We start from the raw sequence: 24,597 nt of genomic DNA, 5'->3' as shown, positions 1-24,597 counted from the left end.
ATCGGACGACGCTGTGATAAAGTCCGCGCCCTGCAAAACGTACACCCTGTTCAACCACCCGTTTAACGGCGTGGCTGGCGCGTCAGTCCTTTTGGTTCGTGTCTGTGGCCTGCCCCGATTCAACGCCCGGATTGCGCAACCTTGCACCCTATAAAAAACAGAGATGCCGTTCATGACCGCTTCATCCCCTTCTCTATTGCAACGTCTTAAAAGCCTCAGCCTGGTGACACAGATCCTGATCGGCCTGATTGCCGGCATCGCGCTCGCGCTGTTCGCGCCGGAAGCGGCCAAAGCCACGGCCTTCATCGGCAAGGTGTTCGTCTCGGCGTTGAAGGCCGTGGCACCGATCCTGGTGTTCGTGCTGGTCATGGCCTCGATCGCCAACCACAAGCACGGCCAGGAAACCCACATCCGGCCGATTCTGTTCCTGTATCTACTGGGCACCTTCGCGGCCGCCGTGGTCGCGGTGATTGCCAGCATGATGTTCCCGTCGCATCTGGTGCTGTCCACCGACAACATCGCGGTGAGCGCGCCGGGCGGCATCAGTGAAGTGCTGCAAAGCCTTTTGCTGAGCGTGGTCGATAACCCGGTGAGCGCACTGATGAACGCCAACTTCATCGGCATTCTGGCCTGGGCCATCGGCATGGGCGTGGCGATTCGGCACGCCGGTGACACCACCCGCGAAGTGCTGGGGGATCTGTCCAACGGCGTGACGGTGATTGTTCGGGTGGTCATCCGTTTCGCACCGTTGGGTATTTTTGGTCTGGTGGCATCGACCCTGGCCACCTCCGGGTTTGGAGCATTGATCGGTTATGCGCATCTGCTGGCAGTGCTGCTCGGCTGCATGCTGTTCGTGGCGCTGGTGATGAATCCGCTGATCGTGTTCTGGAAGCTGCGTCGCAACCCTTACCCACTGACACTCCAGTGCCTGCGCGAAAGCGGCATCACCGCATTCTTCACCCGCAGCTCGGCGGCGAACATTCCGGTCAACCTGGAATTGAGCAAGCGCCTGGGCCTGCACGAAGACACCTACTCGGTATCGATCCCGCTCGGCGCCACCATCAACATGGCCGGCGCGGCGATCACCATCACCGTGCTGTCCCTCGCTGCCGTGCACACCCTGGGCATCGCCGTGGACATCCCGACCGCGATCCTGCTCAGCGTCGTCGCCGCAATCTGCGCCTGTGGCGCCTCGGGCGTGGCCGGGGGCTCGCTGCTGCTGATTCCGCTGGCGTGCAGCCTGTTTGGCATCCCGAGCGAAATCGCCATGCAGGTGGTGGCAGTCGGCTTCATCATCGGCGTGCTGCAGGATTCCGCCGAGACAGCACTGAACTCCTCCACCGACGTACTGTTCACCGCTGCCGCTTGCCTGGGCGAAGAACAGAAAGCCCAGCGCCCGGCGTAAAAACCCGGCGCAACAAAAAGCCCGCCAAGGCGTAAACCTTGGCGGGCTTTTTGTTGCAGAGCGTTTTAGAACGCGCCCATGTAATCGCGCTTGCCCACTTCCACACCGTTGTGACGCAGCAGCGCGTAGGTGGTGGTGACGTGGAAGAAGAACTGCGGCAGACCGTAGCTCAGCAGGTAAGCCTGGCCACTGAAGCGCTTCTCTTTCGGGGTGCCCGGACGGGTCACGATCTCGATGCCTTCCTTGCCATTGATCTGCTCTGGCTTGATCTCGCCGATGAAGGCCAGAACCTTGGCGATCAGCGCTTGCAGCTCGGCGAAGGTGGTTTCGGTGTCGTCATATTTCGGGATTTCGATTTCGGCCAGACGCGAGGACACGCCTTTGGCGAAGTCCACGGCGATCTGCACCTGACGTACCAGCGGAAACATGTCCGGGTACAGACGCGCTTGCAGGAAGGCGTTCGGATCGATGTTTTTCTCGGTGGCGTGGGCTTCAGCCTTTTTCAGCACATCGCTCACGGCGTTGAGCATTTGTTGGAAAACCGGAACGGATGCGGCGTACAGGGAAATGGTCATGGCAGTCTCACGTGGTGGCTGGGTGAATCGTGGGGCGATTATAGCCATGCTCGCATGGCGGCGCGGCTTGTCTTTTATCCAGCAAGGATTAGGCTAGGCGCCTTCGACTGCAGAGGGAACGCGCGATGACCACAGAATTTGAAACCCGCTCCGACGAACCACGGCTCAACGCCACGGAAATCCGCATTCTGGGCTCGTTGATCGAGAAACAGGCCACCAGCCCGGAAACCTACCCGTTGACCCTCAACGCGCTGGTACTGGCCTGCAACCAGAAAACCAGCCGGGAACCGGTGATGAACCTGACCCAGGGCCAGGTCGGCCAAAGCCTGCGCGCCCTCGAAAGCCGCGGTTTCGCCAAACTGGTGATGGGCAGCCGCGCCGATCGCTGGGAGCACAAGGTCGACAAGGCGCTGGAACTGGTGCCGGCGCAATTGATCCTGACCGGCTTGATGTTCCTGCGCGGCCCGCAGACGGTCAACGAACTGCTGACCCGCAGCGGTCGCATGCATGAATTCGAAGACGCCGAACAAGTTGTGCATCAGCTGGAACGCCTGATCGCCCGGGAGCTGGCGGTGCTGATTCCGCGCCAGGCCGGCCAACGAGAGGATCGCTACACCCACGCACTGGGCGATCCGGCGGACATCGAGGCGATTATCGCGGCCCGGCAGAATCCGAGCGAACGTGGGGCTGCCAGCGGTGTGTCGGTGGAGCGAATCGAAGAACTGGAAGCGCGGATTGCGGCGCTGGAAGAACGTCTGGCCCGCCTCGAAGAATAAACGCACCGGGGCGGCGTTATTCGCCGTCCCAGTAATCCACCCCGTCCGCTTGCCGCGCCACCGCCACGAAGCCCGAGGCATTGCCTTCGGCATCGACGTTGAAGTTATCCATTACCGCGTATTTGTTCGAATCCGGGTACTCGCAGATTTCCGGTTGCTGCTGGGTACTGACCGCCAGATAGCGCAGCTCCGCAGCACTGGTGTTAATGATCTGATGCGCGGCTTCCGGGCCGCCCGGCGGGCAGGCGATCACGTCCCCGGCGCGAATCGGGAAACGTTCGGCGCCCAGGCGCACTTCCCCCTCCCCGGCCACCACGTAAAACATTTCCTCATTCACACGATGACTGTGAAACGGGCTGCCGCGCATGCCCGGCGGCAGCGCATACAGTCGATAACCGAGTTTCTGCGCGCCCAATTGCTGACCGATCCGGGCCAGACGCTGCTGATAACGCCCGGCGGTTTCGCCTTCGGGAGACAGGGCTTCGGGCAGCGGTTCGAGTTCGACATCATTCAGGTTGAGAATCGGCGGATGCATGCAAACCTCGGCTTTTTGTGATGGGCAAGTCTGCGCCTGCTGATCCGGCAGTATAGGCAACGGCAAATCCGGGCGGATTTACCGTTGAACAGGCTCCATCAACTGCGCGCGAACGCCACCGCTGCATCGAACTGCTCGACCGTCGGCCGCACGCCGGTGTACAGCACGAACTGCTCCAGCGCCTGGATCGCGATCACTTCCAGCCCGGTGATCACCTTTTTACCTTCGGCACGGCCACGCACGATCAGCGGGGTTTCCGAGGGAATCGCCACTACATCGAACACAGTATCTGCAGACTTGATCACATCCACGTCAAAAGAAAGCTGACCCGCCTCCGGGCCGCCGTCCATGCCCACCGGGGTGACGTTGACCAGCATCTGCGGACGCTCGTCGCCCAGTTCTGCCTGCCAGCGATAGCCCAGGGAATCCGCCAGCGCCCGACCGGCGCGCTCGTTGCGGGCCACGATCAAACCGTTTTTGTAACCGCCATCGCGCAAGGCACTGGCCACAGCCTTGGCCATGCCGCCGCTACCGCGAAGGGCGAACGTCGTGTCCATCGGCACCGCGTGGGTTTCCAGCAATTGAGCAATGGCGATGTAATCGGTGTTGTAGGCCTTCAGATGGCCGTTGGTGTTGACGATGGTATTGATCGACTGGATCGCTGCCGCCGAGGCATCCAGTTCATCGACCAACGCAATGCTCGCTTCCTTGAACGGCATCGACACGCCGCAACCGCGAATCCCCAGCGCTCGAATTCCGCCGACCGCACCGGGCAGGTCCTGACTGCTGAACGCCTTGTAGTAGAAATTCAGCCCCAGTTGTTCATACAAATGGTTATGAAACCGCAGACCGAAATTCCCGGGACGCCCAGACAGGGACATGCACAGTTGGGTGTCTTTGTTGGGGTTCATCTGCATGGGAGGCTCCTTCGAATGCACTTTCGGATGGACGGGATTAGCCAGACCATCGGGTTCTGAACGATCATAAGGCGGTCTGTTCCGGGCATCACAGCCGATGCCGGAAATCCGGTAAACAAACCGGTACAGACCTTACACAAAATTTACCTAGCGGCCGTGCTGTTTTTCAAAATGTTGCTGTCTTAGAAGTATCCCCGCGCCATCCCGAGCCTGTTGCAGGCTCGGACGCCGGGTCGAAGAACCGAGGAATTATCATGATTCGTAAACTCCCCATCGTGGCCTTGTTGATTGGTGCATTCGCGATCACGGGTCAGGCAGAAGCCCACGGCGGTGGCTGGCAGGGCCCGGCGGTATTTGGTGCGATCGTCGGCTCGGCCATCATCGGCTCGGCGCTCATCAACCAGGATCGGCCGGTGTACGTCCAACAGCCTGTTTACGCTCAACCGGCACCGGTCTACGTGCAGCAACCGCCGCCACCGGTCTACTATCAGCCGGCCCCGGTTTATGTGCAGCAACCGGTCTACGTCCAACCGGCCCCGGTGTATTACGGTCCGCCGCGTGGTTACTACGGTCGGCCACACTACTACGGTGGTCCGCGTTGGTAACCGGTACACAAGGCCCCGCTTGATAGCGGGGCTTTTTATTGCCTCCGGAAAAGCTGACCGTCCGTCGGCCAAGGTCTGAAAAAATTTCGCCAAGGTCGTTGTGGGGACAGTTTGAACCGCTAAAGTCGGCATGATGGACTCGACCGTAAGGGGCAAAACACAACGGTCATCTATTTGTCATGACGGAACTGCACTCTGAATCCGTCCGCATACAACAGGTTGATAACAACAAGGACGACTTGAATGCCTACACAGAATCCTCACCGTATCGTCGGCTTATGCACTTCGAGCAAGGTCTACAACACCCTGACCGAACTCAAGCACCTGGAAGGCCACCGCACGGCGAAATTTCTCTCGCTGCTGGCGGAAAACCTGGTCCGCAAGGGCTTTCTCAATGAACACGAGATCATTCACATGCTCGATCAAGTGGTGGATTGAGCCAGCCCTCACTGGCATCAATGACCACTATCGAAAGCGTTGATTGTCCCTGAAACGGCCAATTCCCTAAGGTAGCTCCACAGATTGATGGAGGTACTTTTCATGGCTCAGGTTCAAATCATGTCCGTTATCGGTAGCGCCGTTCCCGCATCGCTCAGAGAGTTGGGCCTGCTCGCCTGCTGGTATCTGGTGCGCGACGGCGAGCCCGTCAGCGGCCCGCTCACGTCCTTGCCAGCGGCGCAGGCGCTGTCGCAACAACTGCTCAACGACCCGTTCAAGGCTTAAGGCAACTGCACTTTTGGTCTGGTTTCGATGAACAGCGCCCAACTCGACATGAACAATGCAGCGATCAGCGGCCCGATCACGAAACCATTGAGGCCAAACACCGCCATTCCGCCCAACGTCGAAATCAGGATCATGTAGTCCGGCATCCGGGTATCCTTGCCCACCAGGATCGGGCGCAGCAGGTTATCCACCAGACCGATCACGAACACCCCGAACAATCCCAGCACCACGCCCTGCCAGATCATCCCGCTGAGCAGGAAGTAAACGGCCACCGGCGCCCAGACGATCCCCGCACCCACTGCCGGCAACAGCGACAGAAATGCCATCAGCACCGCCCAGAGCAACGCACTGGGAATGTCGAGAAACCAGAATATCGCCCCGCCCAAAGCCCCTTGAGTAATCGCGACCACGAGGTTGCCCTTTACCGTCGCGCGCACCACGCGGTTGAACTTCAGCTGCAAACGACGCTTGTGATGTTCTTCCAGCGGTATCGCCGTGCGCACCTTGCGCGCCAGATCGGCACCATCGCGCAGAAAGAAAAACAACAGGTACAGCATGATGAAGAAACTCACCACGAACTCGAAAGTGCCCTGGCCGAAACTGAATGCCTGAGTTGCCAGTACCTGGCTGCCCTGCATCGAAGCCTTGACGATCTTCTCGCGCAAGGCATTGAGTTCGCCCAATCCGAAGCGGTCGAGAAGGTGCTGAAAGTACGGCGGCAGACTGTGCTTGAACTGCGCCAGATACGCGCCGATATCGAGCTTGCCGCTTTCGATGTTGTCGTAGAGCGTCGCGCCTTCCTGCACCAGCAGTACGCCGATGACGATCACCGGCAGGATCGCGATCACCAGGCAGATGCTCAAAGTACACAGCGACGTCAGGTTGCGTTGCCAGCCGAATTTCAATTGCAACCGGCGTTGCATCGGCGCAAACAGGATGCCAAGTATCACCGCCCAGAACACCGCGCCGTAGAACGGCAACAGGATCCAGATAAAGGCGACCGTCACCAGCAATAGCAGCACGGTGAGGGATTTGAATTGCAGACTCTTTTGGTTCATGTCCGGTCCAGGTCAGTCAGGCGCCACCCGCGCCCGTCCCGTTTAGTCAGCCAGCGTCGGCGCGAGTGCCCTGTTTCTTCATGGAGCATAGATCCAGATCAATAAACCCTCGGTGCAACTGCTCTACCCTGCCGCGCTTTTGCGACCGACGCCGCCATGACGACCTCTTTCACTCCCGAACTGCTCGCCCCCGCCGGCACCCTGAAAACCATGCGTTACGCCTTTGCCTATGGGGCTGATGCGGTGTATGCCGGCCAGCCGCGCTACAGCCTGCGGGTGCGCAACAACGAGTTCGATCACGCCAATCTGGCGCTCGGCATTCGCGAAGCCCAGACCCAGGGCAAACGCTTCTACGTGGTGGTCAATATCGCGCCGCACAACGCCAAACTGAAGACCTTCCTCAAGGATCTGGCGCCAGTGATCGAGATGGCGCCGGACGCGCTGATCATGTCCGACCCCGGCCTGATCATGCTGGTGCGCCGACACTTTCCGCAGATGCCGATCCACCTGTCGGTGCAGGCCAACACGGTGAACTGGGCGAGCGTCGAGTTCTGGCAGCAACAGGGGCTGAGCCGGATCATCCTGTCCCGTGAACTGTCGCTGGAAGAGATCGGCGAAATCCGCGAACAGGTGCCGGGCATGGAGCTGGAAGTGTTCGTGCACGGCGCACTGTGCATGGCCTATTCCGGCCGCTGCCTGCTCTCGGGCTACATGAACAAGCGTGACGCCAATCAGGGCACCTGCACCAACGCCTGCCGCTGGAAATATTCGGCGCAGGAAGCCACGGAAAACCAGCTCGGCGAAATCGTGCAGACCTTCGAACCGCAACCGACCCTCGGCCTCGGCGCCCCCACCGATCAGGTGTTCCTGTTGCAGGAAGCCAACCGCCCCGGCGAGCTGATGCCGGCATTCGAAGACGAGCACGGCACCTACATCATGAACGCCAAGGACCTGCGCGCGGTGCAGCACGTCGAGCGCCTGACCCGCATGGGCGTGCACTCACTGAAGATCGAAGGCCGGACCAAATCGCACTTCTATTGCGCACGCACCACCCAGGTCTATCGCCGGGCAATCGACGACGCGGTGGCCGGCCGCGAGTTCGACCGCAGCCTGATGACCGATCTTGAATCCCTCGCCAAGCGCGGCTACACCGAAGGTTTCCTGCGCCGCCATGTGCATGACGAATACCAGAACTACCAGAACGGCAGCTCAGTGTCGGAGCGTCAGCAGTTTGTCGGCGAACTGACCGGCGAGCGCCGGGATCGTCTGGCCGAGGTCAAAGTGAAGAACCGCTTTGCACTGGGTGATCACCTGGAACTGATGACACCCAAGGGCAATTTCCATTTTGATCTGCATGAGTTGCAGAACCTCAAAGGCGAAACCATCGACGTAGCCCCGGGGGATGGGCACACCGTTTATCTGCCGATTCCGGATGCGGTGGATCTGCGCTTCGGCTTGTTGATGCGCGATCTCGGCGCTGTTTAGACGCAGCTATCGAACCGGCGGCTTCAATTCGTGGCTGAAAACCGATCACGACTGTTGGTCAGGTGCAGCCACATCGCCGCGCGCGCCGCGTCGGGGTCCTGACGCTTGATCGCGTTGAGGATCGCTTCATGTTCGAGATTCGCCAGTTGCCCGAGCTTGCTCAAATCCACCGCCCCTCGCTCGGCCGCATTGACCCGAGTGCGCGGGATCATCGCGCTGCCCAGATGCTGCATGATTTCGGTGAAGCAGACATTGCCGGTGGCTTCGGCAATCAACAAGTGGAAGCGCCGATCGGCCTCGACGCAACTGTCGTTGTTGGCCAATAGACGCTGGTAGTCGTCCAGCGCCTGACGCATCTGCAACAGTTGCTGCTCGGAACGACGCTGCGCGGCCAGTGCTGCTGCTTGCGTCTCCAGCCCCATGCGCAATTCAAGAATACTGCGCCCCCCCAGCGCGGTGTCGACGTTCAGCCGCAACCCCTGCTCCGGCACGCGTTCGATCACGAAGGTGCCGATGCCGTGCCGCGTCTCCACCAACCCCGACGCCTGCAATTTGGAAATCGCCTCACGCACCACGGTGCGGCTGACGCCGTACTCCTGAACGATCGAGTTTTCCGACGGCAACTTGTCACCGGGCAGCATCTGGCCGAGCAGGATGCTCTGGGTCAGTTTCTCCACCAGGTCATGGGCCAGGTTGTGGGCGCGCTTGCGGGCGGGGGCGTCGAGGTCTTCTTGCATGGTCGGATCCGGTGAACGGGGCATTCCGATCGTAGCACTGCAGACGATGACTTGTATGAGCTCCTATGATTTCAAGCGCTCAACTTGTATGACAACAACCATTTTTCGTTTAAGAACTTTCAATACCTTCACGCCATCACTCCACATTTACTGGGCTGGCACTCCACAGTTCAACCCCGCAACCACCCTTTAAAGCCCAATAAATACGGCACTTCGAATCCAGAAAAGCATAAAAAACCTTCGCCGTAGATAAATTTGATTGAGCGCCCCCACTTGTAGGACAAAAAAACGCAGTTGTATGATGTCTATCAACAACGCAACATCCAGCCAAACCCCGCATAAAAATAACGAGTGGGAGAAAACCAAGTGAAATCATCCATTGCCGGGATGAACGAGGGCGCCAATTCCGCGCTGTCCTCCGCCATTGCCAAAGTCAAACGCCACGTCCTGCCGCTGTTCGTCATCATGTTCATCGTCAATTACATTGACCGGGTGAACATCGGCTTCGTCCGCACCCACATGGAACACGACCTCGGCATCGGTGCCGCGGCCTATGGTTTCGGTGCCGGTCTGTTCTTCATCGGTTACGCGCTGTTCGAAGTCCCTTCCAACATGCTGCTGCAAAAGGTCGGCGCACGAATCTGGCTGACCCGCATCATGCTCACCTGGGGCCTGGTGGCCGCCGGCATGGCGTTCATCCAGAACGAAACCCACTTCTACATCCTGCGATTTCTGCTCGGCGTGGCCGAGGCCGGATTCTTTCCCGGAGTGATCTACTACTTCACTCGTTGGTTGCCGGGAGCCGAGCGCGGCAAGGCAATTGCGATTTTCTTGAGCGGTTCGGCGGTGGCCTCGCTGATTTCCGGCCCGTTGTCCGGCTTGCTGTTACAGATCGAAGGTCTGGGCATGCACGGCTGGCAGTGGATGTACTTCATTGAAGGGATGTTCTCGGTCTGCCTGTGCGTATTCGTGTGGTTCTGGCTCGACGCCAAACCCCACGACGCCAAGTGGCTGACCCGCGCCGAACAGGACGCCCTGGTCAAGGCCATCGACGATGAACAGAAGGCCCGCGAAGCCGCGACGCCAATCCGGCCGTCGCTGGGCAAACTGCTCAAGGATCGCCAGATCATCCTGTTCTGCCTGATCTACTTCTTCATTCAATTGACCATCTACGCGGCGACCTTCTGGCTGCCGAGCATCATCAAGAAAATGGGCGAGATGAGTGACTTCCAGGTCGGCCTGTTCAACTCGATTCCGTGGTTGCTGTCGATCATCGGCATGTACGCGTTCGCCTCATTCTCGGCGAAGTGGAAACACCAGCAGGCGTGGGTCGCCACGGCGTTGCTGATCGCCGCTGCGGGGATGTTCATGTCCACCACCGGCGGGCCGATTTTTGCCTTCGTCGCGATCTGCTTTGCCGCGCTGGGTTTCAAATCCGCATCGTCGCTGTTCTGGCCGATTCCGCAGGCCTATCTCGATGCGCGGATTGCCGCGGCCGTGATCGCGCTGATCAACTCGGTGGGCAACCTCGGCGGCTTCGTCGCCCCCACCACTTTCGGCTTGCTGGAGCAACACACCGGCTCGATCCAGGGCGGCCTCTATGGCCTGGCAGCGACCTCGATCATCGCCGCCATCATCGTGTTCGCCGCCCGCATGACACCCAAATCCGCACCTGACGTCACCGTGGCCGATACCGCGCCGAAACACGCTTGAAAGGACAACCCGACATGACCGCACACGACATCGCCAAAGCTCCGATCATCACCGAGATGCAAGTCATTCCGGTGGCTGGCCACGACGGCATGCTGCTCAATCTGAGCGGTGCCCACGGGCCGTTTTTCACCCGCAATATCGTCATCCTCAAGGACAACGCCGGCCACACCGGCGTCGGTGAAGTGCCCGGCGGCGAACGCATTCGCCAGACTCTCGAAGACGCCCGCAGCCTGGTGGTCGGCAACCCGATCGGCACGTATCAGAAGATCCTCAACCAGGTGCGCCAGACCTTCGCCGACCGCGATGCCGGCGGCCGTGGCCTGCAAACCTTCGACCTGCGCATCACCATTCACGCGGTCACCGGGCTCGAAGCCGCCCTGCTCGACCTGCTCGGCCAGCACCTCGATGTGCCGGTCGCCGCACTGCTTGGCGAAGGCCAGCAGCGTGATGAAGTGAAGATGCTCGGCTATCTGTTCTACGTGGGCGATCGCCGGGCAACCGACCTCGCTTACCGCAGCGAACCGGATGCCGACAACGACTGGTTCCGCGTGCGTCACGAGCAAGCCATGACCGCTGACGCCGTGGTGCGCCTGGCCGAAGCTGCTCATGCGCGCTATGGCTTCAAGGACTTCAAGCTCAAGGGCGGTGTGCTCAGCGGCGATGCCGAAATTGAAGCGGTGACAGCACTGGCCGAGCGCTTCCCCGATGCGCGAATTACGCTTGATCCAAACGGCGCGTGGTCACTGAAAGAAGCGATTCGTCTGTGTCGCGACCAGCATCATGTGCTGGCGTATGCCGAAGATCCGTGTGGTGCGGAAAACGGCTATTCGGGCCGTGAAGTGATGGCCGAATTTCGCCGCGCCACCGGCCTGAAAACCGCCACCAACATGATCGCCACCGACTGGCGCGAGATGGGCCATGCGATTCAGTTGCAGTCGGTGGACATCCCGCTGGCCGACCCACACTTCTGGACCATGCAGGGTTCGGTGCGCGTGGCGCAGATGTGCCACGAGTGGGGCCTGACCTGGGGCTCGCACTCCAACAACCACTTCGACATTTCCCTGGCGATGTTCACCCACGTCGCGGCCGCCGCACCGGGTGACATCACCGCCATCGACACCCACTGGATCTGGCAGGACGGCCAGCGCCTGACCAAGGCGCCGCTGCAAATCGTTGACGGCTGCGTACAGGTGCCGAAGAAACCGGGGCTGGGCGTGGAACTGGACATGGATCAGGTGGCCAAGGCCCACGAGCTCTATAAAGGCATGGGGCTGGGTGCGCGGGATGACAGCGTGGCGATGCAGTTTCTGATTCCGGGCTGGACGTTCGATAACAAGAAGCCGTGTCTGGTGCGCTAAGCCGGATTCACCGCAATACCCTGTGGGGGCGAGCTTGCTCGCGATGGCGGAGCGTCAGTCGATAAATTTTTCGAATTTGAGGCCGTCTTCGCGAGCAAGCTCGCTCCCACAAGGACGTTCACTAGTCTGAAATTTCCAGCAACCAATGCTTGAACGCTGCCATCGCCGAAGTCTCCGGCCGTGACTGCAAGCGCGTCAGCCAATAGCTGCCGGTGGTGATTTCGATGGCAAAGGGTTGGCGGATCAAATCCGCCGCCAGTTGCCGGGCAAACATCAACGGCGGCGCCAACGCTACCCCGCCGCCCTGCAGCGCCGCTTCCATCATCGCCAGCGACGAGTCGAACACAATGCTCTGGGGCGGCGCGGCATGCGTCGCCAGACCCGCCGCGTGAAACCATTCCGGCCACTCATCGGTGCGATAAGAACGCAACAAACGTTGCTGCAAAAGGTCCCCCGGCGTGTGCAACTGTCGGGCAATTTCCGGCACGCAGAGCACCGACAATGGCGCCTCAAGCAAACGGGTCGCCTCGATGCCGTGCCACGCCCCGGCGCCGAACCGGATCGCGTAATCCAGGCCTTCGGCGGCGACGTCCACCCGATTGTTGTTGGTCGACAGCCGCAAATCTATGAGCGGATGTTTCGCCTGAAAGTCCGCCAGCCTCGGCAACAACCAGCCCACCGCGAAGGTGCCCACCGCACCGACCGTAAGCATTTCCCGATATTGCCCGCCCGCCAGACGCTCGAGCATTTGCGCAATATGATCGAACGATGTGGTCAGCACCGGCAGCAGGGTTTCGCCCTCACCGGTCAGCATCAGCCCACGGGGCAGGCGTTTGAACAGGATCACGCCGAGTTGCGCCTCCAGGCTTTTGACCTGATGGCTGACGGCCGCCTGAGTCACACACAACTCCACGGCGGCACGGGTGAAACTGAGGTGGCGCGCGGAAGCTTCAAAAGCGCGTAATGCATTTAATGGCAATTGAGGTCGAATCATGCCAAATCCCAAATTTTTCTAATGGCTCGTCCGAGATTTCATCGTTTGTCGAAAGACGCGGGACTGCCTAGATTTGCGGCGCTGATCAGCAACCCGATGAAAAACGCTCGCAGTGTAGCGGGATAACACCATCAACACTCATGGAGAGTGGTTCAAGCATGTCTTCGATCAACCTGAACAAACTCAAGTCCTTCAGCGCTTTTGGACTCCTCTTCGGCGCAGCCACTTGCCTGGCCGCCCCGCAAACCGACGACCAGTTGCAAGCGCTGGTCAAGGCCACTGTGACGCCAGTCATGCAGCAACAGGACATCGCGGGGCTGGCCGTGGCCGTGACCGTCGATGGCAAGGCGCATTACTTTAACTACGGGGTCGCCGACAAGAGCACCGGGCAAGCGGTGAATGAAAACACCCTGTTCGAAATCGGCTCGGTGAGCAAAACCTTCACCGCAACCCTCGCCGCCTACGCCCAGGCCAGCGGCAAACTGCAATTCTCCGACAAGGCCAGCCAGCACTGGCCCGAGCTGAAAGGCAGCGCCTTCGACCACATCAGCCTGCTGCAACTGGGCACCTACAGCGCCGGTGGCCTGCCACTGCAATTTCCGGATGCCGCGGATTCTGCCGACAAGATGCTCGGCTATTACCAACACTGGAAACCGACGTTTCCGGCCGGTAGCCAGCGTCTGTATTCCAACCCGAGCATTGGCTTGTTCGGTTACCTGGCGGCGAAAAGCCTGGGCCAGCCATTCAATCAAGTCATGACTGAAACCCTGCTGCCGAAACTCGGAATCAAGCACACCTACCTGTCGGTGCCCGCGTCTGAACAAAAGCTCTATGCCCAGGGCTATGACAAGACCAACCAACCGGTTCGCGTCAGCCCCGGCGCACTGGATTCCGAAGCCTACGGCGTAAAAACCAGTGCCGCCGACCTGCTGCAATACGTCGAGGCCAACCTCGACACCACCAGACTCGAAACACCGCTGCAAAAAGCCATCGCCCTCACCCACTCCGGCTACTACACCGTTGGTGACATGACCCAGGGCCTGGGCTGGGAACGCTACGCCTACCCGATCAGCCTCGAACGCCTGCTGGACGGCAACTCGACGCCAATGGCCATGGAACCGCACAAGGTCAAATGGCTGAATCCGCCACAGCCTGAACCGGCGAACGTGCTGCTGAACAAGACGGGTTCCACCGCTGGCTACGGCGCGTATGTCGCGTTCGTGCCATCGAAAAAAGTCGGGATCGTGATTCTGGCGAACCGCAATTATCCGAATGGAGAGCGGGTGAAGATTGCGCACAGGATTCTGGGTGAATTGACCCGGTAATCACGCCATAAAAAATGGGCGACCTGAGAAGGTCGCCCATTTTTCCTTTCTGTTCCCGCCTGAATCAAGCCTTCAATCATCCGGCATTTCCGGTGGCTTGGCCGGTTTGGTCGGCTTCGTCGGTTTTGTCCCTTTCGCGCCTTTGGCCGGGGCCGGTTCTGCAGCAGCCGGCGCCGTCACTACGGTGGAAGTGGTTTCTTTCTCGGCGGCAGGCAGCGCATCGATGGTGTCGAAAATTTTCTTCAGGTCGACCGTCGCGGCTTCCTCCCCCGAAGCCGACAGTTTGGTCTCACCATCCTTGCCCACCAGAAACACTTTCGGATACGCCCCGGCGCCCAGCTTCAGCGAGCGCAGCAACGCCATGGTCTGCTGCTGCTCCATGCTTTTGCCATCGACCTGACCGCTCATGCTCAGGATGGTGTAGACCTTGATCTTGCGGTCGGCGATGCCTTGTTTGTTGGCCGGGTCGTCCAGCGCTTTTTTCAGGCTGACCCAATAAGAATCGACCGTACTGGAAGCGATCACGATCACCGGGCGGTTAATGCCCTTGTCGACGTCCAGAGGGGAATCGCCGTCGGCGGCGAACAGGGGGCCGGCAATCGCCAGCAAGAGTGTCAGGGTCAGTGACCTGATGAGCATGCGCATCTCCTTTTGATATCCACGCTCTAATGATTGCGCATCGCGGCGATTGTTCCGGGTGGTGCCCGGCAAAAGTGTTTCGCCTTGCCCAAAGCTTAGGTCAGCACCGGTTTTGCGCAACCGGACGGGCGCGATCCTGTCGCCCGTTTGTTTACCTTTTATGACCGCGTCAGCCGGATGCTTGAGCCTTCGGGGTCATAGATGCTCGCCGATCAGAACGCCAGCTTGTAACCGATCAACACCAGCATCGTCGCCAGGCACGGGCGCAGCAGCTCATCGGAGACGCGGCCGGTCAGGTGGCTGCCGAGCCAGATGCCCGGCAACGAGCCCACCAGCAGGAAACCCAGCACGCCCCAGTCCATGTTGCCCATGCTCGCGTGGCCGAGGCCGGCGACCAGGGTCAGCGGTACGGCGTGGGCGATTTCGGTGCCGACCAGGCGGCGGGTCGGCAGCAGCGGATAAAGGATGAACAGCGCGACGGTGCCGAGGGCGCCGGCGCCGATGGAGGTCAGGGCGACCATGGTGCCCAGGATCAGACCGGTGATCACAGTCATGACATTCAAGCGCGCGCCGCTGGGGTTGTAGTTGCCGCCGGCACGTTTGTGGGCGAATTCCAGCAGGCGCTTCTTGAACAGAATCGCCAGCGCGGTGGCGAACAGCACGAAGCCGAGTGCCTGCTTGATGATGGCGTTCATCGCGTCCGGCGCGGTGTGCAGGGTGCTGAGGAACCACAAGGTCATCGCCACCGCCGGGACACTGCCCAGGGTCAGCCAGCCGGTAATGGCCCAGTCGATATTCTTGTTTTTCCTGTGCACCAGCACGCCGCTGGATTTGGTGATGGCCGCGTACAGCAGATCCGTGCCCACCGCCGTGGCCGGATTGATGCCGAACCAGAGCAGGATCGGCGTCATCAACGAACCGCCGCCAACACCGGTCATGCCAACGATGAACCCCACCACCAGCCCGGCAATCACCAGGCCGAAATTTGCCAATTCCATGAAGACATCCAGAAGACAACAGGAAAAATCTGGCCCGCAGCATAGCGATTTTTCTTATAACCACCTATATCGATCCGATCTATCGTTATGCCATTTCTTGAGTGTCAGTGCTGCCGCCGGCCCGGTTTGAAACTGTGGGTGCTGTTGAGCCAGACGGTAGCCAGTGCGATCAGCGACAGGATCAGCAACGCCCACGGAAACGACATCGCCCCTGCCCGGTCCAGCAGCAAGCCGCCAAACAAGCCGCCGCCGGCGATCGCCACGTTCCACGAGGTGGTGAGCATTGCCTGCACCACATCCACATGTTCCCCGGCAGAGTCCGCTGCGGCCGTCAGCAGCAACGTCGCCGAGCCGCCGAACGACAGGCCCCATACCGCCATGCACGCATACATCAGCCAGGGCGATGGGGCGACCAGTGCCAGCACCAGCGCGGTCACGGCAAACACCGCGAGACTGATCAGCGCCAGTCCGCGCAACCAGCGATCCACCAGCAGGCCGATGATCCAGATCCCCAGCAACGAACACAGGCCGAAGACCAGCAGTACCAGGTCAACCCGCTCGCCAAGACCGGCCTGCGTCAGAAACGGCGCGATGTAGGTGTAGAGAATGTTGTGGCCGAGCATCCAGGTCAGCACCACGAACAACACCGGGCGTACACCGGGCAAACGCAGCGACTGCATCAACGGCAACCGTTCGGCACGGGCCTGGCCGGGACGATCCGGCACGGCAATGACGATCCAGGCCGCCAGTACCAGCGCCAGTGCCGACATGATCCCGAACGAGGCGCGCCAGCCGATTGCATTGCCCAGCCAGGTGCCGGCCGGCGTACCCAGCGACAGGGCCACCGGGGTGCCGAGCATGGCAATCGCCAGCGCCCGGCCCTGCTGATGCACCGGCACGATCCCGCGCGCGTAACCGGCCATGATCCCCCACGACAGCCCCGCCGCCATCCCGGCCAGAAACCGCGAGGCCAGGGTCAAACCGTAATGGCTGGAAACGGTGGTGATGGTGTTGAACAGCAGAAACCCGCCGACTGTCATCAGCAGCACCCGCTTGCGCCCCCAGCCGCGGGTGGCGACCGTCAGCGGAATCGCCGCGACAATCGAGCCCAGCGCATACAGCGTCACCAGTTGCCCGGCCAGCACTTCGCTGACGCCCAGGCCGGCGCCGATCTGCGGCAACAGGCCGGCGGGCAGGGTTTCAGTGAGGATGGCAATGAAGCCGGTCATGGCAAACGCCAGCAGCGCGGCGTAAGGCAGTTTGTCCGTGCGGGCGGCACGTTCCAGGCTCGAGTATTCGGCGCTTGCGGGGTCGGTCATGACGGTTGCAGCTCCCTTTGAGTCAAATCGGACAGAAAATTGTATACAAACACAATCGTCCGCCACTCTACCCGACCAGGCTCACTGCACGGGCAAGAAATTCAAAAACAGCAGGCTCTGGGCGTAATTCAGGCCGATGCGCCGGTAGCGCTCGTCGAGCATCTGGGTCAGCAAATCAAGGCGCGCCACGATTTTTCCGAACTCCGTGGCGAAGCTCAGATTGCTGCCTTCCTCGGAAATCTCGTTGGAGAACAGCAGCGGCTGGCCTTCCTTGTTCTGCCGCTGGGCGAGGATCCACGTGGCTTTCTCGATGTTGCGCGCGGCGTTGTTGACGAAGGTCGGGTTGATCGCATCGGTCATGTAGAACTCGGTGCGGTTGCCGTGGGCGGTGACCAGCATGCTGCCGATCGCATAGATGAACGCGCCGACCCGGTCGCCGAGAAATTCAGGGCTCATGGCATAGCTCAGCGCGGCCAGGTCTTTTTTGCCGCCGAGGGTCGGCAACGGTTGTTGCTGTTCGACGGCCAGCCGCACCTGTTTGACCGCGGTACGAATGTCGAGAAAACCGGATTTGCGCAACTCGTCCGGGTTGCGCAGGTACAACTTGCCCATCAAGCGATAGAGGCTGTCGAGGTTGTCGCGCATCGCCAGCGTGGCCATGCGATCGACGCTGGTCTGAAGAAACTCCTGCGGCCTGCCCTCGCGCATCTGGGTGATGAAGTTGTTGCCGTCCTGATGGCTGCAACCGCCGAGCAACAGCGTCGACAGGCAGGCCAGCAGCAGGCACGGGCGATGAATGAATGCAGCGATGGGGTGCAAAACTCTCGGCATGAATTCTTTGACGGACACGTTCCTGTGCGGCGGAAGTCACCGCACCCTGGCCATGGATAGAGCCGGGGATTTCGCAAAAGTGCAGTGCCGGCGTGGATTCCCGATCTTCGGTTCACAATGCCCAAGGAATTTAGTCCGACTTTATTTTTGCATTAACCGTTTAATCCGCTATAAATCTTCACCTGAACATCAATTAGCATGACTATTTAGAGATTTTTAAAACAACAACAAAAAGGAAGGTCAACCATGCTTCAATCCCGACACTCACTTTGCGGCCTCGGACTGTCCCTGATGATCGCCACTCTCTCCGCCCAGGCCGCCGGCCTGTCCAGCGAACACAAAGCCTTCGGCAAGACCAATGACGGCACGCCCGTCGAGCAATACATTCTGCGCAACAGCCACGGCATGCAGGCCACGGTCATCACCTACGGCGCCACCTTGCAGGCGCTGCAAGTGCCGGACAAACACGGCAAGCTCGACGACATCGTCCTCGGCTTCGACGATGTGCAGGGTTACCAGAAAGGCACCGCGTACTTCGGCGCCACCATCGGCCGCTTCGGCAATCGTCTTGCCGATGGTGCCTTCGAACTCGACGGCAAACGCTATCAAGTGCCACAGAACGACAAGACCAACGCCTTGCACGGCGGCACTCAGGGTTTCGACAAAAAGGTCTGGAAGGCAACGCAAACCAAAGACAAGGATTCGGTGGGCGTGACCCTGACCTACCTGTCGGCGGATGGTGAAATGGGGTTCCCCGGCAATCTCACCACCGAAGTGACCTACCGCCTCACCGACTCCAACGAGCTGCGCATCGACTACAAGGCCAGCACCGACAAACCCACGGTGCTCAACCTGACCAACCACAGCTACTTCAACCTCGCCGGCGCCGGCAATGGCGACATCCTCAAGCAAGTCGCCACCCTGCACGCCAGCCATTACACCCCGGTCACCGCCAAACTGATCCCGACCGGCGAACTGGCCCCCGTGGCCGGCACGCCGATGGACTTCACCAAACCCACCGCCATCGGCCAGCACATCAAGGCCGATCATCCGCAACTGAAATTCGCCGAAGAGAAACAGGGTGGCTTCGATTTCAACTGGGCGCTGGACACCAAGGGTGACGTCAGCAAACTCGCCGCCGAAGTCAGCGACCCGCAATCGGGCCGCCACTTGCAACTGTTCACCACCGAACCTGGCGTGCAGTTCTACACCAGCAACTTCCTCGACGGCACGGTCAAGGGCAAGGGTGGCAAGGTCTATCCGCACTGGGGTGCGTTCACCCTGGAAACCCAGCACTACCCGGATTCGCCGAACCAGCCGAACTTCCCGAGTACCCGCCTCGATCCCGGCCAGACCTATACCCAAAGCGTGGTGTTGAAGTTCTCCACCAGGTAACCACTCCCGCCTCCTTTCTGGAACCGGACGGAACCCGTGGGCTATCCTGCTGCCCACTCAAGGTATCGACCGTTTCAGAAAGGAGGTTTGAATGCGTACCCTCGAATTGGCTGGCGTGCAGGTTCCGGTGATTGGCCAGGGCACCTGGCGCATGGGCGAAGACCGCTCGGCGCACAAGCGTGAAGTGGCCGCCCTGCGCAGCGGTATCGAACTGGGCATGACCCTGATCGACACCGCCGAAATGTACGCCGAGGGCGGTGCCGAAAGCGTGGTCGGCGAGGCCATTGCCGGCCTGCGCGATCAAGTGTTCCTGGTGAGCAAGGTCTACCCGCACAACGCCAGCCGCAAAGGCATTCCCCAGGCCTGCGAGCGCAGTCTGCGCCGGCTCGACACCGATTACATCGATCTCTATCTGCTGCATTGGCGCGGCCAGTATCCGCTGGACGAAACCGTCGAGGCCTTCGAGCGTTTGCGCGAAGACGGCAAGATCGGCCGTTGGGGCGTCTCGAACTTCGATGTCGACGATCTTGAGGAGCTGTCGAGTTCGGTCTGTGCCACCAATCAGGTGCTGTACAACCTGGAGGAACGCGGCATCGAATTCGACCTGCTGCCGTGGTGCCAGCAAGCGCGCATGCCGTTGATGGCGTACTGCCCGATCGGCCAGGGCGGTGCGATGCTGGCCGAGCCGGTGCTGAAACAGATTGCCACTCGTCACGGCGTGACCCCGGCACAGGTTTCGCTGGCGTGGATTCTGCGTCAGGATGGCGTGATTGCGATTCCCAAGGCCGTGCGCCCGGAACACGTGCAGCTCAATGCACAGGCGGCGCAGCTGCAACTTGATGCCGGGGATCTGGCGGCGCTGGACCAGGCGTTTCACGCGCCACAACGCAAGCAGCGGCTGGCCATGGTCTGAGCCACCGCCGACTGACAGAGGGCTTCGCCATGAGAAGCACTGATCAGGACGATCCATTCAACCTGCAACGCTTCGTGCTCGCCCAGGACCCGGTGTTCGAACGGGTCCAGCGCGAGCTCGACGAGGGCCGCAAACGCAGCCACTGGATGTGGTTCGTGTTCCCGCAGTTCGCCGGGCTCGGGGGCAGCGAGATGTCGCGGCGGTTCGCCATCAGCTCCGCCGGGGAAGCTCGAGCCTATCTGGCCCATGAACTGCTCGGCGCCCGGCTGCGGACCTGCACGCAGCTTGTACTGAATGTGCAGCAACGCTCGATTGCCGACATCTTCGGCCACCCGGACGATCTGAAATTCCACTCATCGATGACGTTGTTCGCCCAGTTCGCGGACGACGACAGTCTCTGGCATCAGGCGCTCGAGCGTTATTTCCACGGCATCCAGGACGAATGGACCCTGCAACTGCTGGACTCAAAACAGGCCCAGTTGCCCCCCGATCAGGGTTGAGAAATCGTCGTCGACAAACGGCAGGATCGCATCCGCCACCGGTTGCAGCTGGCGGGTGATGTAGTGGTCGTAGTCGATGGCCGCGCGGCGCACTTCCAGCGGCTCGGGGCCGGCCAGGGTGATGACGTAGCTGATCCAGCCACCGTTCTGGTATTGCCGTGGGCGACCGTGTTGCGCGTTGTAATCGTCGGCCAGCCGCGCGGCACGAACATGCGGCGGTACGTTGCGTTCGTAGTCGTCGAGGGTGCGGCGCAGGCGCTTGCGGTAAACCAGTCGCTCGTCGAACTCACCGGCCAGGGTCTTGCGCACGTACTCGCGCACGTAATCCTGATACGGCCTGCGCTGGAAAATCCGCTCGTAAAGCTCCTGCTGAAACTGCCGGGCCAGCAGCGACCAGTCGGTGCGCACGGTCTCCAGGCCTTTGTAGACCATTTCCTCACTGCCGTCGGCGCGGGTCACCAGGCCGGCATAACGCTTTTTGCTGCCCTCTTCCGCGCCACGAATGGTCGGCATCAGGAACCGTTTGTAATGGGTTTCGAACTGCAATTCGAGGGCGCTTTCCAGCCCGTACTGCTCACGCACATGCTCGCGCCACCAGTCGTTGACGTGCTGCACCAGCGCCCGGCCAATGTTCGCCGCCTCTTCCTGACCGTGGGGGCGACGCAGCCAGACGAAGGTCGAATCGGTATCGCCATAAATCACCGCGTGGCCCTGAGCCTCGATCAACTGCCGGGTACGCAGCATGATTTCGTGGCCGCGCAGGGTGATCGAGGACGCCAGTCGCGTATCGAAAAACCGGCAACCGCTGGAGCCGAGCACGCCGTAGAAGGCGTTCATGATGATCTTCAGCGCCTGGGACAACGGCGCGTTGTGCTCGCGTTTGGCGGTCTCGCGGCCCTCGGCGACCCGGGCGACGATGGACGGCAGGCAATGCCGGGTGCGAGAGAACCGCGCACCGCGAAAACCCGGCACCGAATCGGCGTCATCCGGATGCTGCAAGCCTTCGATCAAGCCCACCGGGTCAATCAGAAAGGTGCGGATGATCGACGGATAAAGGCTCTTGTAGTCGAGCACCAGCACCGATTCGTACAGCCCCGGTTGCGAGTCCATGACAAATCCGCCGGGGCTGGCCTGCGGCGGATTGGTACCAAGGTTCGGCGCCACAAAACCCTGACGGTGCATCAACGGCATATACAAGTGCGTGAACGCTGCCACCGAGCCGCCGCTGCGATCCGCCGGCAAACCGGTGACGCTCGCGCGCTCGAGCAAAAACTTCAGCAGCTCGGTCCTGGCAAATATCCGCGTGACCAGTTCACAGTCCTTGAGGTTGTACTTGGCCAGCGCCGGTTTGTCCTCGGCGAACATGCGGTTGATCTCGTCCATGCGCTGGTACGGGTTGTCGATCGACTTGCCCTCGCCGAGCAGAGTCTGGGCGACGTTTTCCAGGCTGAACGAGGGGAAACTCCAGGTCGCCGAACGCAGGGATTCGATACCATCGATGATCAACCGCCCCGCCGCCGCTGCGAAGTAATGATTGCGGCTGCCGTGTTCGCGCCACTGCATTTCCTCACCGTCGCGCCCGAGCTTGAGCGGCACACCGAGGCGTCGGGCGTGTTCATGGAGAATGCGCAAGTCGAACTGCACGAGGTTCCAGCCGATGATCGCGTCGGGGTCGTGACGGGCGAACCAGTCGTTGAGTTTCTTGAGGATCAGGGTGCGCGATTCGCAATACTCAAGGTCGAAATCGACGATGCTGTCATCGCCGTTCGGTGCGCCGAGCATGTACACCTGGCGTTCACCGCAGCCCTCCAGCGCGATGGAATACAACTCGCCCTGCTCGGTGGTTTCGATGTCCAGCGAGACCAGGCGCAATTGCGGACGATAGTCGGGCGCAGGCTTGAGGTGGGCGTCGAGCAACATACCGTCGGCATCGGGCGTGCCGCCGAACCACACCGGCGCGGTGATGAAGCGCTCCATCAGGTAACGCTCGGGCGGTCGCACATCGGCTTCGTAGACGTCGATACCGTGGCGGTTAAGCGTGGTCTCCAGGCGCATCAACTGACCGTGCTGCTGGCAATACAGCCCAAGCACCGGGCGATGCTCGAAATCCTGCAAAGCGAGGGGGCGCAGTTCGACGTTCTTTTCGTCCGCCAGCACCCGCTCGGCCTGCTCACGCTGCGCCGCCGGGATGAACGCCACCGACGACTGATGCGCAAGACGCACACGGCGCGGGCCGGCGTCAGTCGCCAGCCAGAACTCGACTTCAGTGCCGGCCGGGGTGTCGCGCCAATGCCGGGTCAGGACAAAACCCTGCTGTAAATCCACCACTGCGACCTCAAGAATTGATTCAGACGGGCATTCTACGCGGCATTGCCGTAACCGGTGACAAAGGCCTCGCCATGAAAAACCCGGTCAAATGACGTTTTTTGCGTGTTATCTGCCGTTTTGCGACCTTGCTCTGTGCGCCACGGTCTACGATGCTTGAAGAACAACGACAACACCTGAGTAACCGCCATGAAAACCGTCGCCCAACTGCTCAAGCTCAAAGATCAGAAAAATCAGGAAGTGCACCAGATCAAGCCCGATCACATGGTGCTCGAAGCGCTGATGAAAATGGCCGAGAAGAACGTCGGCGCCTTGCTCGTGGTGGAAGACGAAAAAGTGGTGGGTATCATCAGCGAGCGCGACTACGCGCGCAAACTGGTGCTGCACGGGCGCTCGTCGGTGGGCACGCCGGTGCGCGACATCATGGTGGCGAACGTGATCACGGTGGACACTCACCAGACCGTCGACACCTGCCTGGGCATCATGTCCGACAAACGCCTGCGTCACTTGCCCGTGGTGGAGGACGGCAAACTGATCGGCCTGCTGTCGATCGGCGACCTGGTCAAGGAAGCGATCGCCGAACAGGCCGAGCTGATCAAACAGCTGGAGCAGTACATTCGCGGCGAGTGATGCCGCCACCCTGATCGTTCCCACGCTCCTGATGTTCGTTCCCACGCTCCGCGTGGGAATGCCTCTTGTGACGCTCTGCGTCACGCTTTGGGACGCGGAGCGTCCCGGGCTGCATTCCCACGCAGAGCGTGGGAACGATCACCATCTGATTCGATTTCTTAACCGGGCCAATGCCGCGCAAAGACCGGCGCCAGTACCGGGTGCCGGTCGATGCGCTGCAGCCACGCATGGAAACCGGGTCGAGCCTGGCGCAGGTGTTCGCGGGCACCGGCCCAGCGCGTGACCACCGCTGCCAGCACATCCAGCGCCCCTGGCGTTTCATCGTCCAGGTACAGCTCGGCGGAGAACTGGTCGGCAAACACCTCCCAGGTCCAGTGCAGTCGCTCCCGCGCACCCGCCATCAGATTCTGCCGCGAGGCCTCGTCCGGCATCACCAGCCAGCGCTCGGGGTAATCAATGACGCCGATGGCCGCGTAACAATTGCTGACGATGTACACCAAACCGCGAATCGCCTGATCCCGATCAGCGCCTGTGGCGGGCAGCAGACCGGATTGCGGGAAGCTCAACCCCAGATGAATCAGGATTGCCGCACTTTCGGTGATGACACTGCCGTCCGGCAGTTGCAGGGTCGGGATCTGTTTGAGCGGGTTGAGCCGCGCCAGCTCCTGCGCCGCTTCCGCGCTGGCCTCGATATCGATGAAGCGGTAAGCCACCTGGCACAGCTCGAGCGCAGCCTCGATGGCCGCCGCCCCTGAATTGCGATGTCCGTAGAGCTGATACATAACCCCTCCTCCACTGCGAAAGGCATCCTGCCTGGGCCTATTTATAGCTGTTGTATCGA

At 60.7% G+C, this 24,597-nt stretch carries 25 protein-coding genes; 13 read left to right on the top strand and 12 right to left on the bottom strand.

Features of this window, described 5'->3' with window-relative positions:
- Nucleotides 1–172 precede the first annotated feature (172 nt).
- Complete coding sequence (gene sstT, locus CAF79_RS17400; protein WP_085699252.1) at nucleotides 173–1,405, top strand: serine/threonine transporter SstT; 1,233 nt, start codon at nucleotides 173–175, stop codon at nucleotides 1,403–1,405.
- A gap of 65 nt (nucleotides 1,406–1,470) precedes the next feature.
- Here the strand turns inward: sstT and CAF79_RS17395 are convergent, their stop codons facing one another.
- Entirely contained in the window at nucleotides 1,471–1,980 is a 510-nt protein-coding gene (locus CAF79_RS17395; RefSeq protein ID WP_007951572.1) for a DUF1993 family protein, read from the bottom strand.
- A 125-nt stretch (nucleotides 1,981–2,105) separates the two neighbouring features.
- On the opposite strand from CAF79_RS17395, the gene CAF79_RS17390 reads away from it, so the two are divergent.
- A complete protein-coding gene (locus tag CAF79_RS17390; RefSeq protein ID WP_085698986.1) occupies nucleotides 2,106–2,756 on the top strand; it encodes a YceH family protein in 651 nt (216 codons plus the stop codon).
- A 16-nt stretch (nucleotides 2,757–2,772) separates the two neighbouring features.
- On the opposite strand, the gene CAF79_RS17385 is transcribed toward CAF79_RS17390, so the two are convergent.
- On the bottom strand, nucleotides 2,773–3,291 hold the full coding sequence (locus CAF79_RS17385; protein WP_085698984.1) for a cupin domain-containing protein: 519 nt from the start codon (nucleotides 3,289–3,291) through the stop codon (nucleotides 2,773–2,775).
- A 98-nt stretch (nucleotides 3,292–3,389) separates the two neighbouring features.
- On the bottom strand, nucleotides 3,390–4,208 hold the full coding sequence (locus CAF79_RS17380; RefSeq protein ID WP_085698982.1) for a shikimate 5-dehydrogenase: 819 nt from the start codon (nucleotides 4,206–4,208) through the stop codon (nucleotides 3,390–3,392).
- A gap of 254 nt (nucleotides 4,209–4,462) precedes the next feature.
- Here CAF79_RS17380 and CAF79_RS17375 point away from each other — a divergent pair, with 254 nt between their 5' ends.
- The 3 genes from CAF79_RS17375 to CAF79_RS17365 all read left to right on the top strand — a co-directional run bounded on the left by CAF79_RS17375 (nucleotide 4,463) and on the right by CAF79_RS17365 (nucleotide 5,536).
- A complete protein-coding gene (locus CAF79_RS17375; RefSeq protein ID WP_007951578.1) occupies nucleotides 4,463–4,813 on the top strand; it encodes a hypothetical protein in 351 nt (116 codons plus the stop codon).
- A 243-nt stretch (nucleotides 4,814–5,056) separates the two neighbouring features.
- Entirely contained in the window at nucleotides 5,057–5,251 is a 195-nt protein-coding gene (locus CAF79_RS17370) for a hypothetical protein (protein ID WP_085698980.1), read from the top strand.
- 102 nt (nucleotides 5,252–5,353) lie between these two features.
- Nucleotides 5,354–5,536 (top strand): hypothetical protein, encoded by a 183-nt coding sequence (locus tag CAF79_RS17365; protein ID WP_085686588.1) that lies wholly within the window; start codon nucleotides 5,354–5,356, stop codon nucleotides 5,534–5,536.
- Here CAF79_RS17365 and CAF79_RS17360 read toward each other — a convergent pair.
- The gene (locus CAF79_RS17360; RefSeq protein ID WP_085698978.1) at nucleotides 5,533–6,594 is read right to left on the bottom strand and encodes an AI-2E family transporter; all 1,062 of its coding nucleotides are present in this window, start codon (nucleotides 6,592–6,594) and stop codon (nucleotides 5,533–5,535) included. The two genes, CAF79_RS17365 and CAF79_RS17360, sit on opposite strands and share 4 nt — an antisense overlap.
- Nucleotides 6,595–6,750: 156 nt before the next feature.
- Here CAF79_RS17360 and yegQ point away from each other — a divergent pair, with 156 nt between their 5' ends.
- Entirely contained in the window at nucleotides 6,751–8,079 is a 1,329-nt protein-coding gene (gene yegQ / locus CAF79_RS17355; protein ID WP_085698976.1) for a tRNA 5-hydroxyuridine modification protein YegQ, read from the top strand.
- A 23-nt stretch (nucleotides 8,080–8,102) separates the two neighbouring features.
- On the opposite strand, the gene CAF79_RS17350 is transcribed toward yegQ, so the two are convergent.
- Complete coding sequence (locus CAF79_RS17350; protein WP_085698974.1) at nucleotides 8,103–8,816, bottom strand: FadR/GntR family transcriptional regulator; 714 nt, start codon at nucleotides 8,814–8,816, stop codon at nucleotides 8,103–8,105.
- A gap of 366 nt (nucleotides 8,817–9,182) precedes the next feature.
- Between CAF79_RS17350 and CAF79_RS17345 the strand changes: the two genes are divergently transcribed.
- Nucleotides 9,183–10,529, top strand: coding sequence for an MFS transporter (locus tag CAF79_RS17345; RefSeq protein WP_085698972.1), 1,347 nt, complete (start codon nucleotides 9,183–9,185; stop codon nucleotides 10,527–10,529).
- A 14-nt stretch (nucleotides 10,530–10,543) separates the two neighbouring features.
- Entirely contained in the window at nucleotides 10,544–11,887 is a 1,344-nt protein-coding gene (gudD, locus tag CAF79_RS17340) for a glucarate dehydratase (protein ID WP_085698970.1), read from the top strand.
- Nucleotides 11,888–12,008: 121 nt separating this feature from the next.
- On the opposite strand, the gene CAF79_RS17335 is transcribed toward gudD, so the two are convergent.
- Nucleotides 12,009–12,881: a LysR family transcriptional regulator gene (locus CAF79_RS17335; RefSeq protein WP_085698968.1), complete on the bottom strand. Its 873-nt coding sequence runs from the start codon at nucleotides 12,879–12,881 to the stop codon at nucleotides 12,009–12,011.
- Nucleotides 12,882–13,039: 158 nt separating this feature from the next.
- On the opposite strand from CAF79_RS17335, the gene ampC reads away from it, so the two are divergent.
- Nucleotides 13,040–14,206, top strand: a complete 1,167-nt coding sequence (gene ampC / locus CAF79_RS17330) for a class C beta-lactamase (RefSeq protein WP_085698966.1) — start codon at nucleotides 13,040–13,042, stop codon at nucleotides 14,204–14,206.
- A 72-nt stretch (nucleotides 14,207–14,278) separates the two neighbouring features.
- Here ampC and CAF79_RS17325 read toward each other — a convergent pair whose 3' ends face one another.
- From CAF79_RS17325 to CAF79_RS17310, 4 genes are all read right to left on the bottom strand, one after another.
- Nucleotides 14,279–14,845 (bottom strand): DUF4174 domain-containing protein, encoded by a 567-nt coding sequence (locus CAF79_RS17325; protein ID WP_085698964.1) that lies wholly within the window; start codon nucleotides 14,843–14,845, stop codon nucleotides 14,279–14,281.
- A gap of 212 nt (nucleotides 14,846–15,057) precedes the next feature.
- A complete protein-coding gene (locus tag CAF79_RS17320; protein ID WP_011335062.1) occupies nucleotides 15,058–15,843 on the bottom strand; it encodes a sulfite exporter TauE/SafE family protein in 786 nt (261 codons plus the stop codon).
- 104 nt (nucleotides 15,844–15,947) lie between these two features.
- The gene (locus CAF79_RS17315; protein WP_085698962.1) at nucleotides 15,948–17,162 is read right to left on the bottom strand and encodes an MFS transporter; all 1,215 of its coding nucleotides are present in this window, start codon (nucleotides 17,160–17,162) and stop codon (nucleotides 15,948–15,950) included.
- A gap of 81 nt (nucleotides 17,163–17,243) precedes the next feature.
- Complete coding sequence (locus tag CAF79_RS17310) at nucleotides 17,244–17,993, bottom strand: hypothetical protein (RefSeq protein WP_085686885.1); 750 nt, start codon at nucleotides 17,991–17,993, stop codon at nucleotides 17,244–17,246.
- A gap of 246 nt (nucleotides 17,994–18,239) precedes the next feature.
- Between CAF79_RS17310 and CAF79_RS17305 the strand changes: the two genes are divergently transcribed.
- From CAF79_RS17305 to CAF79_RS17295, 3 genes are all read left to right on the top strand, one after another.
- Entirely contained in the window at nucleotides 18,240–19,388 is a 1,149-nt protein-coding gene (locus tag CAF79_RS17305) for an aldose epimerase family protein (RefSeq protein ID WP_085698960.1), read from the top strand.
- A 91-nt stretch (nucleotides 19,389–19,479) separates the two neighbouring features.
- Entirely contained in the window at nucleotides 19,480–20,301 is an 822-nt protein-coding gene (locus tag CAF79_RS17300) for an aldo/keto reductase (protein WP_085698957.1), read from the top strand.
- Between the two features lie 29 nt (nucleotides 20,302–20,330).
- A complete protein-coding gene (locus CAF79_RS17295) occupies nucleotides 20,331–20,801 on the top strand; it encodes a DUF1810 domain-containing protein (RefSeq protein WP_085698955.1) in 471 nt (156 codons plus the stop codon).
- Here the strand turns inward: CAF79_RS17295 and CAF79_RS17290 are convergent.
- The gene (locus CAF79_RS17290) at nucleotides 20,766–23,126 is read right to left on the bottom strand and encodes a DNA polymerase II (protein ID WP_170929745.1); all 2,361 of its coding nucleotides are present in this window, start codon (nucleotides 23,124–23,126) and stop codon (nucleotides 20,766–20,768) included. The genes CAF79_RS17295 and CAF79_RS17290 overlap by 36 nt on opposite strands.
- Nucleotides 23,127–23,315: 189 nt before the next feature.
- Between CAF79_RS17290 and CAF79_RS17285 the strand changes: the two genes are divergently transcribed.
- On the top strand, nucleotides 23,316–23,756 hold the full coding sequence (locus CAF79_RS17285; RefSeq protein WP_085698951.1) for a CBS domain-containing protein: 441 nt from the start codon (nucleotides 23,316–23,318) through the stop codon (nucleotides 23,754–23,756).
- Nucleotides 23,757–23,914: 158 nt separating this feature from the next.
- Here the strand turns inward: CAF79_RS17285 and CAF79_RS17280 are convergent, their stop codons facing one another.
- A complete protein-coding gene (locus CAF79_RS17280) occupies nucleotides 23,915–24,538 on the bottom strand; it encodes a glutathione S-transferase (protein ID WP_085698949.1) in 624 nt (207 codons plus the stop codon).
- Between the last annotated feature and the right edge of the window lie 59 nt (nucleotides 24,539–24,597).

Origin of the sequence: Pseudomonas sp. B26(2017) (assembly GCF_002113045.1) — a bacterium.
GTDB lineage: Bacteria > Pseudomonadota > Gammaproteobacteria > Pseudomonadales > Pseudomonadaceae > Aquipseudomonas.
Note: the sequence above shows the minus strand (reverse complement) of the source record. Positions and strands in the feature narration are given on the sequence as shown.